Source organism: Pseudaeromonas sp. HNCC25DJ180 (genome assembly GCF_055413345.1).
Map to the genome: position 1 here is coordinate 73,892 of NZ_JBVAYF010000006.1, position 13,578 is coordinate 87,469.

General features: G+C 57.9%; 10 protein-coding genes. 3 read left to right on the plus strand and 7 right to left on the minus strand.

Annotated features, from left to right (window positions below; all coding sequences use genetic code 11):
• Positions 1-272 precede the first annotated feature (272 nt).
• Genes ACZYTD_RS07080 through ACZYTD_RS07090 form a run of 3 tightly spaced genes read left to right on the plus strand, consistent with a single transcriptional unit; the run spans position 273 to position 5,865 of the window.
• Positions 273-743 (plus strand): YfiR family protein, encoded by a 471-nt coding sequence (locus ACZYTD_RS07080; protein WP_463890652.1) that lies wholly within the window; start codon positions 273-275, stop codon positions 741-743.
• On the plus strand, positions 740-3,436 hold the full coding sequence (locus ACZYTD_RS07085; RefSeq protein WP_463890654.1) for a response regulator: 2,697 nt from the start codon (positions 740-742) through the stop codon (positions 3,434-3,436). Before ACZYTD_RS07080 ends, ACZYTD_RS07085 begins: the two co-directional genes overlap by 4 nt.
• Entirely contained in the window at positions 3,436-5,865 is a 2,430-nt protein-coding gene (locus tag ACZYTD_RS07090) for a two-component system response regulator (RefSeq protein ID WP_463890656.1), read from the plus strand. The genes ACZYTD_RS07085 and ACZYTD_RS07090 overlap by 1 nt, the downstream gene beginning before the upstream one ends.
• Before the next feature lie 81 nt (positions 5,866-5,946).
• Here the strand turns inward: ACZYTD_RS07090 and ACZYTD_RS07095 are convergent, their stop codons facing one another.
• The 7 genes from ACZYTD_RS07095 to rfbA all read right to left on the minus strand — a co-directional run bounded on the left by ACZYTD_RS07095 (position 5,947) and on the right by rfbA (position 13,571).
• Positions 5,947-7,194 carry a DEAD/DEAH box helicase gene (locus ACZYTD_RS07095; protein ID WP_463890914.1) on the minus strand — a complete coding sequence of 416 codons (1,248 nt, stop codon included), beginning with the start codon at positions 7,192-7,194 and terminating at the stop codon, positions 5,947-5,949.
• 125 nt (positions 7,195-7,319) lie between these two features.
• Positions 7,320-7,964, minus strand: coding sequence for a PEP-CTERM sorting domain-containing protein (locus ACZYTD_RS07100; protein ID WP_463890658.1), 645 nt, complete (start codon positions 7,962-7,964; stop codon positions 7,320-7,322).
• Positions 7,965-8,128: 164 nt separating this feature from the next.
• Positions 8,129-9,148 (minus strand): UDP-glucose 4-epimerase GalE, encoded by a 1,020-nt coding sequence (gene galE / locus ACZYTD_RS07105; RefSeq protein WP_463890660.1) that lies wholly within the window; start codon positions 9,146-9,148, stop codon positions 8,129-8,131.
• Positions 9,149-9,235: 87 nt separating this feature from the next.
• Positions 9,236-10,579 (minus strand): UDP-glucose dehydrogenase family protein, encoded by a 1,344-nt coding sequence (locus ACZYTD_RS07110; protein WP_463890662.1) that lies wholly within the window; start codon positions 10,577-10,579, stop codon positions 9,236-9,238.
• Positions 10,580-10,770: 191 nt separating this feature from the next.
• On the minus strand, positions 10,771-11,841 hold the full coding sequence (gene rfbB / locus ACZYTD_RS07115; RefSeq protein WP_463890663.1) for a dTDP-glucose 4,6-dehydratase: 1,071 nt from the start codon (positions 11,839-11,841) through the stop codon (positions 10,771-10,773).
• A gap of 55 nt (positions 11,842-11,896) precedes the next feature.
• Positions 11,897-12,445: a dTDP-4-dehydrorhamnose 3,5-epimerase gene (gene rfbC / locus ACZYTD_RS07120; RefSeq protein ID WP_463890665.1), complete on the minus strand. Its 549-nt coding sequence runs from the start codon at positions 12,443-12,445 to the stop codon at positions 11,897-11,899.
• Positions 12,446-12,695: 250 nt separating this feature from the next.
• Positions 12,696-13,571, minus strand: a complete 876-nt coding sequence (gene rfbA / locus ACZYTD_RS07125) for a glucose-1-phosphate thymidylyltransferase RfbA (RefSeq protein WP_463890667.1) — start codon at positions 13,569-13,571, stop codon at positions 12,696-12,698.
• Positions 13,572-13,578: the final 7 nt, after the last annotated feature.

Genomic DNA, 13,578 nt, shown 5'->3' on the forward strand with positions numbered 1-13,578 from the left:
ACACGAGATAACCGCCGCGCTTTCCACTATAACTAGCAGTACCCACATACCAATAATCATAAGTGGCTGGCCACCACACAGAAGAAGGAACCCCCGTCATATGGATGGATGCCACCCACAAGGGCTCCCGCAGCATCTCGCCCGTGCGATGGAGCACCCCCTTCTTTTGCGCACGAGTAGTTAACATGGTAAAGAGTGGTCATTCGACGCCAGGGTTTCACCTTTACTGCCTCATTTGGGTGGCATTACTGGTAAGCTCGAGCCTGATAGCCATGGATAACCAGTTAACGCCTGAGCGGCTCAAGGCTGCTTATGTATATAACTTCCTGAAGTTTACTGAGTGGCCATCCGAAAAAAGTGCACAGACACCACTCGTAGTTTGTTTGGTCAATGCCAATCAGGCCCTGCTGAGTGCCTTTGAGAATTTAAATCAGCAGAAAGCCAATGGCAGGTCGATTTTGGTCAGACAATTGAGCAGTACGACAGATGTAGAGGGTTGCCATGTCTATTATCTAAGGGAAGGGGGAGCACCCGTGGCCCTGCGCAACTTGGCGGAACATCACCCGAACCTGCTGACAGTGGGTGATGCAGACGATTTTATCGCCAAGGGAGGTATTATTGGTTTGCTAGAAAAGCAGGGGCATTTGCAATTTGAGATCAATCTTGAGTTGATACAGAGAGCCAACTACAAGATTAGTTCGCAATTACTCAAACTGGCTCGCAACACACGGACACTACCATGAAGTCATCAGTCTGGCGCAAACAATCACTCTCCAAACAGACCGCAGGTCTGGTCGTTTTAGTCTGCATGCTGGCCCTGACTATCTTCAGTATTGCCTTCCTATCCCTGCAGTACAGTATGCTCAAGCAACAAACCCAGAACGGCCTCAGCATACTGGCCAACAGCGTCGCCTATAACACCATATCAGCCGTCACCTTCAATGACAGCAATTCGGCCACTCAGACCCTGGCCTCACTGCAAGCCGCCCCACAGGTTCTCTATGCCAAGATTTACCTGACTGATGGCAGCCTGTTTGCCCAATACGATAACCCGACCGCCCCCTCCTCCGGCAATGATCTGGTCGCCAGCGCCCAGATCAGCTACCAGGGCGAGTCCCTCGGCACCCTTGAACTGCATGCCTCACAGGCCTCTATCCATGACCTGATGCGTCAGGCTATCTTACTCTGCTCGACCATGGGCATAGCCGCCCTGTTGCTGGCCGCCCTGCTGGCCCGCCTATTGGCGCAAATTCTGACTCGCCCGCTCATCCGCCTCTCCGAAGTAGCAGATCTGATCGCCCGCGATAAAAACTACGCCCTGCGTGCCGATGAGGGCGGCGAGCAGAGTGAAACTCGGCTGTTGGCCCAGAGTTTTAACGACATGTTGAGCCAGATATCCCTGCGGGATAACGCGCTGGAACAGCACAGAGACCATCTGGAGCAGGAGGTGAGCCTGCGGACCGCCGACCTGGTTCAAGCCAGAGATGCAGCCGAATCCGCCAACCGTGCCAAGAGTGAGTTTCTGGCCATGATGAGCCACGAGATCCGTACCCCGCTCAATGGCGTCATCGGCATGACAGATCTGCTCAATGCCACCGAGCTGGATGAGAAACAGCGCCGCTACGTGCGCATAGTTCGTCGTTCCGGGGAAGATCTGCTGACCATCATCAACGACATTCTCGACTTCTCCAAGATTGAGGCGGGCAAACTGGATCTGGACTACGGCACCTTCAATCTCACCCTGTTACTCGAGGATCTGGTCGAGCGTTTCGCCCCGGTGGCCCACGGCAAAGGACTGGAAATTCTCTGCGCCGCCCCCACCCGCAACCTGCTGCTAACCGGTGATAGTAAACGGCTGAATCAGGTGCTCACCAACCTGCTGGGTAATGCCATCAAATTTACCGAACAGGGACAGGTGGTGCTGCGTGTCGACTTCATAGAGCAACCCAATAATCAGGCGCAGTGCCGTTTCAGTGTGCAGGACTCCGGCATCGGCATTCCGTTAGAGCAACAGGGTCATCTGTTCCGCGCCTTCACTCAGGCCGATAGTTCCACCACGCGCCGTTTCGGCGGCACCGGCCTGGGGTTAGCCATCTCCCAGCGGTTGGTGGAAATGATGGGGGGGCACATCGACCTCAACAGCGTGGCCGGCCACGGCAGCGACTTCTTCTTCACCCTACAGTTCCCCATCGAAAAGCAGTTCCGCTCCCATAAGCCATCGGCCCATTTGAGCCATATCAAGGTGCTGCTGATCGATGACAACACCACCAACCTGGAAATCCTGGCGCACCAACTGACCTCCTGGCACTGCCAGATCCAGATGACCCAGAACGTGCCACAAGCCATGCTCCTATTGCAGGAGGCGGCCCAGAGTAAGGAGCCGTTCAATCTGGTCATCTCGGATATGATGATGCCCCGCGAGGATGGTTTCAGCCTGCTGAACCAGATGCAGTGCAACCCGCGACTGGCGCACATCCCAGTCATCATCCTCAGTTCTGCTGGCAATGAACTCTCACCCAGCCTCAGTGCCAAGATTAGCCACAACCAGTTGCTGACCAAACCGGTACGCCAGTCAGACCTCTACAACGCCATAGTCCGCGTACTGCACCAAGCTTTGCCCGCCCAGCCGGAACGGCCACAGCCCAGCCAGCCGCTCCAACCCCTGCAAGGGCGTGTGCTGTTGGCTGAAGATAATCTGGTTAATCAGGAAGTGGCGCTGGCCATGCTGGAGAATCTCGGCCTGGGGTTTGAAACCGTCGGCAATGGCCTGGATGCCCTGGAGATATTGAAGAAGCAGAAATTTGATGTGGTATTGATGGACTGCCAGATGCCAGAAATGGATGGCTTCCAGGCCACCCGCGCCATCCGGGATAGCGAGGCTGGCTCCGAGCGGCATCAACCCATCATAGCCCTGACCGCTAACGCCGTGGCAGGTGATAGAGAACGCTGCCTCGCCTGCGGCATGGATGACTACCTCTCCAAACCCTTCACTCAGGAACAGCTATTTGGTCTGCTCAGTCGCTGGCTGACCCCCGCCACAGGGGCCGAGCGTGTCGCTCCCCGAGTCGAGCGTCGGGCGGTGAGCCGCGAGGCCATTGAGTTGGACCCCCGCGCCATTGACTCCTTGCGCAATCTGCGCCCTGGCCTGCTGAAGAAGGTGCTTGATATCTGGTTACAGGAATCCCCGGTCTTGCTGGCCGATATGCAACAGGGGGTACATCAGGGTGATAACAACCGCCTGCTGCGTGCCGCCCACTCCTTGAAAAACAGCGCAGCCAATGTGGGAGCCACCATGCTGTCGCGACGCTGCTTTGCCATGGAGGAGAAGGCTCGAGCCAGGGATGCTAATGAAACAGGCCAGTTGCTCTCCGAGATAGAAACCGAGTTCATGAACGCGAAACAGGCCATTATCAGGCTACGAAAGGAAGAGAGTTGATGCCAGAGCAGCAGGTAACCCAGACTCGACCTCTAGTGCTAGTGGTCGACGATGAACACAGCGCGCGCCTTATCATGCGCGCCACGCTGGAGGAGTCAGGCTTCGAGGTGCTGGAAGCGGGCTGCGTGGCCGAGGCTGCGGAACAATTCGCCCGCCATGACCTGGATCTCATCATACTGGATGTGATCCTGCCCGATGGTAATGGCATCCAGTTCTGCTCCGCCCTGCGCCAGTTACCCCGGGGGCGCAATCTACCCATCGCCATGGCCACCGGGCTGGATGACGTACACTCCATCCAGCTGGCTTACCAATCGGGAGCCACCGACTTCATCACCAAGCCCATCAGTTGGGGCACATTGGGCCACCGGGTGCGCTACCTGTTGCGCGCCCACCATGCCTTCGGTGAGCTGGCCTTGAGCGAAAGCAAGACCCGGGCTCTGCTCTCCGCCCTCCCCGACCTGCTGTTTCATCTGCAGGCAGATGGCTTGATCCTCGATCGCCAGGCCGGCAGCCAGGCCCCAGATTGGGGCGAATGGGATCTGCCCCCCGGCACTCCCCTGCTGACCCACCTCAATCCCCAGTTGGGCCACCCCCTACAGCAGGAGCTGCAGCAGAGTCTGGAGCGACAAGTCCCACGCACTCTGGAGTTAACCCAGAATAACCACTGCTGGGAAGCCCGGATTTTACCCCGCGGCAAGGAGGAGGCCTTGCTGGTAGTGCGCGACATCTCGCTGCGCAAGCAGATGGAGAACCAGTTACGCCTCTCCGCCCAGGTGTTCGAGTCCAGTAACGAGGCGATCCTGATCACGGATCGACATAATCGCATCATCTCGGTCAACCCCATGTTCGAGCGGATCACCGGCTACCGGGCCGATGAGGTCACCGGGAGTGAGGCCACCATTCTCACCGCCGGGATGGAAAACCCCAGCGTCTATCGCAACCTCTGGGCCATTCTCAACGAGAGCGGTTCCTGGCAGGGCGAGGTGATGGAGCGGCGCAAGAGTGGCGAACTCTACCCTGTGGCGCTCTCGGTCAGCCTGGTGCGCAACCACCAGGACACAGTGGAGTACCACATTGCCAGTTTCGCCGATATCACGGAGCGGAAACGGCAAGAAGCGCAGATTGAACACCTGGCCTTTCATGATCTGCTCACCGGGCTACCCAACCGCCGCCTGCTCATCGACCGGATTCAGGTGGCCATTGCTCAAGCCGAACGGGATGCGCAGGGATTAGCCATCCTCTTCGTCGATCTGGATCGCTTCAAGAACATCAATGATTCGCTTGGGCACCAGGTCGGCGACCAGTTGCTCAAGGAGGTGGGTAAACGGCTGAAGGCCTGGGTGCGCACGGGAGATACCGTCAGCCGAGTGGGGGGCGATGAATTTATCATTCTGTGTCCCAACTGCGCCACGCCAGCCGATGCCTCCAGCCTAGGCGACAAACTGCTGCAGGCCATCTCCCTTCCCTATCAGCTAGCCGATACTGAACTCATAGTCACCGCCAGCATAGGCATAGCTCTCTACCCGGATAACGGTCAGGATGCCAACACCCTGATCGGCAACGCCGATGTGGCCATGTACCTGGCCAAGGAGAATGACCGCAACAACTACCAGTTCTACTCTCCCGAACTCAATGCCAGGAATCTGGAGCGGCTGCGCATGGAGTTACGCCTGCGCCATGCCTTGGAAGCCGATGAGTTCCAGCTCTATTTTCAGCCCCAAATCGACAGCCGCAGTGGCGCCATCATCGGGGCCGAAGCCCTTATTCGCTGGCTCGATCCAGAGCATGGCCTGATCCCACCGGGACGCTTCATTCCCCTGGCCGAAGAGACAGGGCAGATCCAGGCCATAGGCGACTGGGTACTGCGCCAAAGCTGCCGCCACCTGTTGCACTGGAAGAGTCTGGGCCTGCCGGAGATCCCCATTGCCGTCAACCTCTCGGCCCGCCAGTTCCGGCAACCCAGTTTTGTCGAGACCATAGGCGCCACCCTGGGCGAATTCGGGATCCCGCCCCACCTGCTGGAGCTGGAGCTCACCGAAAGCATGCTAATGAAAGATATCCAGCTCACCACGGCCAAGCTCAAGCAGCTCAAGCAGATGGGCTTTCGCATCTCCATCGATGATTTTGGCACCGGCTTCTCCAGCCTCAACTACCTGCGCCATTTTCCACTCGATGTGCTGAAAATAGACCAATCCTTCGTCCGCGAACTGCTGGAAGATGAGGCGGCGCTGGCCATCATAGAGTCGATCATCGCCCTGGCTGGCGCCTTGGGGCTACGCACAGTGGCCGAAGGAGTAGAGACAGCCGAGCAGCAGGCCCTGCTGCAGGAACATGGCTGCGACACACTGCAAGGCTATCTCATCGCCCGCCCGCTGCCGGAAGCTGACTTTGTCGCCTGGGTACAGCACTACCTGGCACTGCCCAGCTAACCCCCTTCACCTTGAAAAGGGGCAGGAGTCGAGCTTGCTCCGCCCCCCTTGCCAAGGGGTGGTAGGGGGCCAGCGTGACGCCTAAGGAGTCTTGCGCACAAACTGTTTGATACTGCGCTTTTGCGCCGTGCGGCGATTGGCCTGCTTGTCCCGGGACGGTCGCTTGCGCTCCGTCTCCTCTTGGGCGGGCAGATCGGTGACCGGAAACTCGGCCAGCTCCTCCAGCGGCAGGGCTCGCCCGGTGAGCGCCTCGATAGCCGCCAAGGCTGGCAGATCGCCATTACAGATGAGGGAGATGGCCAACCCTGGCAGCCCGGCTCGTCCCGTGCGGCCGATACGATGCACATAGGCCGAACTGGCATCGGGCAGAGCAAAATTGATCACCAGCGGCAGCTCACGGATATCCAGACCTCTGGCCGCCAGATCGGTCGCCACCAGCAACTGCAACGCACCGGCGCGGAACTGCGCCAACACGGCTCCCCGCTCCTGCTGCGACTTATCCCCATGCAAGGCCGCCGCGCTAAAACCGGCCTTCTGCAGTCGCTTCAGCAAACCGTCGGCATCATCCCGGCGCGGCACAAACACCAGGGCGGCAGGCCAAGCCTGGCTCTTGAGCAAATGGAGTAGCAGCGCCACCTTGCTGCTCTTGTTCACCCTATACCCCTGCTCGCGTATGGTCACGGCGACACTGTTTTGTGGGGCTATCTCGATGCGCTGGGGCTGATAGAGCAGGCCCGTGGCCAGCTCCAGCAAGGCGGGGGCAAAGGTAGCGGAGAAGAGCAGACTCTGGCGACGAGCGGGCAGCAGGGCCAATATCTGCTGCACCTCCTTGAGGAACCCCATCTCCAGCAGGCGATCCGCCTCATCCAGTACCAGATAAGCTACCTGGGCCAGGCTCAGGGCATCACGCTTGACCAGCTCCAGCAAGCGCCCAGGCGTTGCCACCAGCAGTGGGCACCCCAGCGCCAACTCGGCTAGCTGCGGCTCTAACTCCACACCCCCGATCAGCAGTTGAATGGCAGGCGTCGGTGTCAGCATGGCCGCCAGCTCCTGGGCCATACTGGCCACCTGTTGTGCCAACTCGCGGGTCGGCACCAACACCAAAGCCCGAGGCAAACCAGCCGCGCAGGCCTCTCCCTGCAGCCGCTGCAGCAAGGGCAGCAGGAAGCTAGCGCTCTTACCCGTGCCCGTCTGAGCCGAAACCAGCAGATCCTCTCCGGCCAGCGCCGCCGGGATCACCGCCCGCTGCACCTCGGTGGCCTGTGACCACCCCATGGCCGTACAGCTATGTACCAGCTCAGAGACCAAACCCAGGCTTTGAAAACTCATCATCTACTCCCACTTGCGTTAGACGGGCTCATAGTGCGGCAAGCCAGGCAAAAAGTCGAAGCGCTCCGTAGCGAAAGCCCGAAACAACAAAGGGCCCGTAGGCCCTTTGTTGGATCACATCTGGATCACGCTGAGTGATGCAAGCGTAATTTACGACGCTTGAGGCTCCCCAACAACCCGACCCCGACCAGCAACATGGCATAGGTCTCAGGTTCTGGAACCGGGCTAACACTCAAACCAACCTTATCCAGAAACACAGCGGTATCCGGCGCATTATTGGGGTTGGTTCCCACAAAGGAGATCAGATGCTGACCAGCCGCCACATTGCTGGCCGCCACACTATAATTAGCCCACTGATCCCAACCCGTATTGGCATAAGGGGTAAAACTGCCCACCACAGTGTCATCAAAAAGCACAGCTATGGTCTGAGCGCCGCCATTATTCCAGGCACTGCGCTGAGCCAGGTTGAAGGAGAACGTCAAATCGGCCGCGGTATCCACAGTAAACAACTGCTGCACCACTGAGCTATTTTGCAGAAAAGCGAAGTAATTACCCTCACCAGTCTGGCCATACCAAGCCGTACCGTTAGCTGAAATCCCGGCACCAGATTGAAATGTCCAACCCTGAGCGCTGACACCATCGGCAGCATACAAATAGTTAGGGTAATTAGTGACGTTGTTACTCTCGAAGCTACCATTGACCACGCTAGTTTCAGCCATGGCACTTGATGCCCACAATGAACCTAATAGCGTCAAAACAATCCATTTCATTTAATGTCATCCTTATTGACTCGCATCGATTGCGATGTCAAATGATACCCCACCAGAGCTCCAGATGGAAAATGATTGCTCACTCCACCATCAGATTTTTCTTCTGCGGCAGAAACCACCTCAAAGGGCCCGTAGGCCCTTTGAGGTGGTTTCTGATTTTTCCGTTATGCCTGGCTGGCATAGCCCTGGGGATTGCTCGACTGCCAGTGCCAGCTATCGCGCATCATGCAGGCCAAGTCTCGCTCGGCGCGCCAGCCCAGCTCATTCAGGGCCAGAGTCGGCTCTGACCAGCACTCGGCAATGTCGCCCGGACGACGCGGAGAGATCTGGTAAGGCACGGCACGACCGGAGGCCGCCTCAAACGCCTTGACCATCTCCAGTACCGAGTAGCCCTTGCCCGTTCCCAGGTTATAGGTGAAGACACCCCGCGCCGCCGCGATGCGGGCCAGGGCTTTCAGATGGCCAAGGGCCAAATCCACCACATGGATATAGTCACGCACCCCGGTGCCATCCGGTGTCGGGTAATCATCACCGAAGACCGAGAGTTGAGGACGACGCCCCACGGCCACCTGGGTAATAAAGGGCAACAGGTTGTTGGGAATACCGTTAGGGTCTTCACCAATCAACCCCGACTCATGGGCGCCAACCGGGTTGAAGTAGCGCAGCAGCACAACGCCCCAGCGCGGATCCGCCTTGGCGATATCCCGCAGCATCTCCTCGACCATCAACTTGGAGCGGCCATAGGGGTTGGTGGCCGAGAGCGGAAACTCCTCGCGGATGGGCACCGCATGAGGGTCACCGTAGACGGTGGCCGATGAGCTGAAGACCAGATTGAATACGCCCGCCTTGGCCATCTCTTCGCAGAGGGTCAAGGTGGCGGCGATATTGTTCTGATAATAGGTGAGCGGGATCTGGCACGACTCACCCACGGCCTTGAGCCCGGCGAAGTGGATCACAGAGTCAATCTGGAGCTGGCTGAAGACACGAGCCAGTGCCGCGCCATCGCGCACATCCAGCTCGTGAAAGATCGGCGCCCGACCAGCAATCTGCGCGATGCGATCCAGCACCACAGGATGCGAGTTGCAGAAGTTATCCACCACCACCACATCCTGACCCGCCTTCAGCAGCTCAACGACTGTATGGCTACCGATATAACCCGCACCACCTGTGACTAAAACGGCCATGTTTGCTCCCTTGCTCATTGGATAATTATTTGACGCAAATGGCAAAGGAACGGCAGCCCCTTTGCCACACCAGCCAGAATGCCGAGTTCAGGCAACAGCGACGATCGACTCACCGCGGCCAATGGCGTAATAGGTGAAGCCATCGCGCTTCAAACGAACCGGATCATAAAGATTGCGGCCGTCAAATACCACCGGCTGCTTGAGGGAGCTCTTGATCAAGGCCCAATCCGGGGCCTTGAATTGCGGCCACTCGGTACAGATCACCAGGGCATCAGCCCCCTTGAGTACCGCCTCACGGGTACCTGCCAGTTGCAGATCGTCACGCAAACCATAGATGCGTTGCGCCTCATTCATGGCCTCGGGATCATAGGCCTGCACAGTGACACCAGCCGCCCAGAGTGACTCCATCAGCACCCGAGAGGAGGCCGCTCGCATATCATCGGTATTGGGCTTGAAGGAGAGACCCCACAGAGCTATGGTCTTGCCGGCCAGCTCACCCTTGAAGTGGCGCTGGATAAAGCTGAACAGCTTATGTTTCTGCCGCTCGTTGACGTTTTCCACCGCCTGCAACAGCTCGGGCTGATACTCTACGCCGCCAGCGGTACGGATCAGCGCCTGCACATCCTTGGGGAAACAGGAGCCGCCATAACCGCAGCCTGGGTAGATAAACTGGTAACCGATGCGCGCATCGGAACCAATCCCTTTGCGGATCATCTCAATATCGGCGCCCAGACGCTCAGCCAGGTTAGCCATCTCATTCATAAAGGAGATCTTGGTGGCCAGCATGCAGTTGGCGGCGTACTTGGTCAGCTCGGCAGAGCGGATATCCATGAAGATGATCTTTTCATGATTGCGATTGAAGGGGGCATACAACTCCTGCATCGCCTCTTTCACCCGCTCATTGTCGGTACCGATCACGATACGATCCGGGCGCATGCAATCGTTAACCGCCGCCCCCTCTTTCAAGAATTCAGGGTTGGAGGCCACGGCGAACTCGAACGCCACACCGCGCTCCACCAGCGTGGCCGCGACCATCGCCTTCACCTTGTCGGCCGTACCGACCGGCACGGTCGATTTGTTGATGATGATCTTCGGGCTCAGCATGAACTGGCCTATGGTGCGAGCAACCGCCAACACATACTTGAGATCGGCTGAACCATCTTCATCCGGCGGCGTGCCCACGGCAATAAACTGCAGCTCACCGTGCAACACACCTTCGGTGGCATCGGTAGTAAAGCGCAGGCGCCCGGCCTCATAATTCTCTTGTACCAGGGGTGTCAGACCGGGTTCATAGATTGGGATGTTGCCCTTTTTAAGCGCCTCAACCTTGGCGCTGTCCACATCCACGCACATTACATCATGCCCGACCGAAGCCAGCACAGCGGCCTGCACCAGACCGACATATCCAATACCAAAGACGGTTACCTTCATGAATTCACCCTATCTACAACCACTGGCTACTTTATATCACTGGCATAAGGCTCTCACCCATGCTTTATCGCGTCATAAATACCGCTAAATGCAAAAAATCAGCGTCAATACCAATACAGGCTGGGGGGCGCCTGCCCGGCGCGCGCAAAGAAAAAGGGCCCGCAGGCCCTTAACTCGATTCATGTCTGTCATTACTTCTTCAGCGGACGCCACCAGGCTTCGTTCGCCAGATACCACTTGATGGTCTTGGCGATACCGGTCTCGAAGGTCTCTTGCGGCACATAACCCAGCTCGGCGCGGATCTTGTCGGTGCCTACGGCATAACGACGATCATGGCCGGCACGGTCGGTCACATAGGTGATCAAGGAGGCAGCGCCTTCACCACGCGCCTGGGGCGCCTGCGGGAAACGGGCAGCCAGCGAGGCATCGGCGGCAAACTCGCCGTCCACCAGCTTGCAGACCAGATTGACGATGTCGATGTTCTGCCACTCGTTGACGCCACCGATATTGTAGGTCTCACCCACCACGCCCTTATCCAGCACCAGCTCGATACCACGGCAGTGATCTTCTACAAACAACCAGTCGCGGATCTGCTTGCCATCGCCATAAATCGGCAGCGGCTTGCTGTCGAGGATGTTAGTCAGACACAGGGGGATCAACTTCTCGGGGAAGTGATAGTAACCATAGTTGTTAGAGCAGTTACTGGTGGTGACCTGCAGACCATAGGTGTGCAGGTAGGCGCGCACCAGATGATCCGACGCCGCCTTGGAGGCCGAGTAGGGAGAGTTGGGCGCGTAGGCCGTCTCTTCGGTGAAGGCCGGATCGGTCAACGAGAGGGTGCCGTACACCTCGTCGGTAGAAACATGGTGGAAGCGATGGGGCAACGGATTGGCCGGGTCAGCCAGCCATACGGTACGGGCCGCCTTGAGCAGGCTGTGAGTGCCGATGATGTTGGTCTCGATAAAGGCATCCGGCCCTGTGATGGAGCGATCGACGTGAGATTCGGCGGCAAAGTGCACCAGGGTATCGATCTGCTCTTCACGCAGCAGCAGCTCCACCAGCTCGTTATTGCAGATGTTGCCTTTGACGAAACGGAAATTCGGATTGCCCATCAGGGGCGTCAAGGTTTCGATATTGCCAGCATAAGTCAGGGCATCCAGCACCACGACCCGATCGCCGGGGTGATTGGCCAGCCAGTAGTGAACAAAGTTGGCACCGATAAAACCAGCTCCGCCAGTAACCAGAAGTCTTTTCACAGTCATATTCCTAAACGAGTTAAATTAATGGTTCGGGTAAGCGCAACAATAGGCCGCCTGCTTACTTGAAGGTCACCGCATCTTTCAATGGAGTACCGTTCGCATCCTTGGCAGCCAGCAGAGGTTGCTCGCCATTGACCAGAGGCCAGTCGATGCCCAGAGCCGGATCGTTCCAGAGCAGGCTCTGCTCAGAGGCCGGGTGGTAATAATCGGTGCAACGGTAAACAAACTCGGCACTCTCGCTGGTCACATAGAAACCATGGGCGAAACCTTCCGGTACCCAGAGCTGGCGCTTGTTGTCGGCGGAGAGCAACACACCGACCCATTTGCCGAAGGTGGGTGAAGAGCGGCGCAGATCCACGGCCACATCATAAACCTCACCGGCCACCACGCGCACCAGCTTGCCCTGGGTCTGCTCCATCTGGTAGTGCAAACCACGCAGAATACCCTGGCGGGACTTGGAGTGGTTGTCCTGTACGAAGCGGCGCTCACAGACGTTCTCGCTGAACCAGTTATCACGCCAGGTCTCCATGAAGAAGCCCCGTTCATCCCCAAACACCCGAGGCTCGATGATCTTTACCTCAGGGATATCCGTATCAATGATTTTCATAGTCTTCCCAAACTTGAGGGTTTCACTTAACCCACCCCAACACCTGAAGCTAATCTCGCCCCTCCCCTTGAAAAAAAAGAGGAGGGAGAAATACTGCTCCTCCCCCTGCCAAGGGGGAGGCCGGGAGGGGGTCGCTCTGGCTTTAAAAACCAAAGAGCCTAACCCCTCCCCAACCCTCCCCTTGAAAAAAGGGGAGGGAGAAAGACTGCCCCTCCCCCTGCCAAGGGGGAGGCCGGGAGGGGGTCAGAACTTAGTGGTTATGTTCTTCCAGCACTCGCAACAGGTAGGCACCATAGCCGCTCTTCACCAGCGGCTTGGCCAACTCGGCCAGTTGTTCGCCGTTGATAAAGCCCATGCGATAGGCGGTCTCTTCTGGGGAGGCCACCTTCTGACCCTGACGCTTCTCCAGCACCCGGATGAAAATCGCCGCATCCAGCAGGGAGTCATGAGTACCGGTATCGAGCCAGGCAGCACCGCGGCTCATGCGCTCCACCCGCAACTGGCCGCGCTGCAGATAGATGTTGTTCACATCGGTGATCTCCAGCTCGCCACGGTGTGACGGCTTAACCTGCTTGGCAATCTCTACCACCTGGTTGTCATAGAAGTAGAGGCCGGTGACCGCATAGTTGGACTTGGGCTCACTCGGTTTCTCTTCGATAGAGACCGCCTTGCCGTCGCGATCAAACTCCACCACACCATAGCGCTCAGGGTCCTGCACATAGTAACCAAACACGGTAGCGCCCGTGGGTTGGCTGGCCGCCTTCTGCAGGGTCTCGCTCAAGCCGTGGCCATGGAAGATATTGTCGCCGAGCACGAGGCAGACCGAGTCATCACCGATAAACTGCTCGCCAATCAGGAAGGCTTGCGCCAGTCCGTCCGGGCTGGGCTGTATGGCATACTCCAGGCGGATGCCCCACTTGCTGCCATCCCCCAGAATACGCTGATAGGTGGCCTGATCATTGGGGGTACTGATGATCAGAATTTCCCGGATCCCCGCCAGCATCAAGGTAGTCAGCGGATAGTAGATCATGGGCTTGTCGTAGACCGGCAGCAGTTGTTTGTTGACGCCAAGTGTTGCCGGATGCAGACGCGTACCGCTACCGCCCGCCAGAATAATCCCTTTCATAATCGTT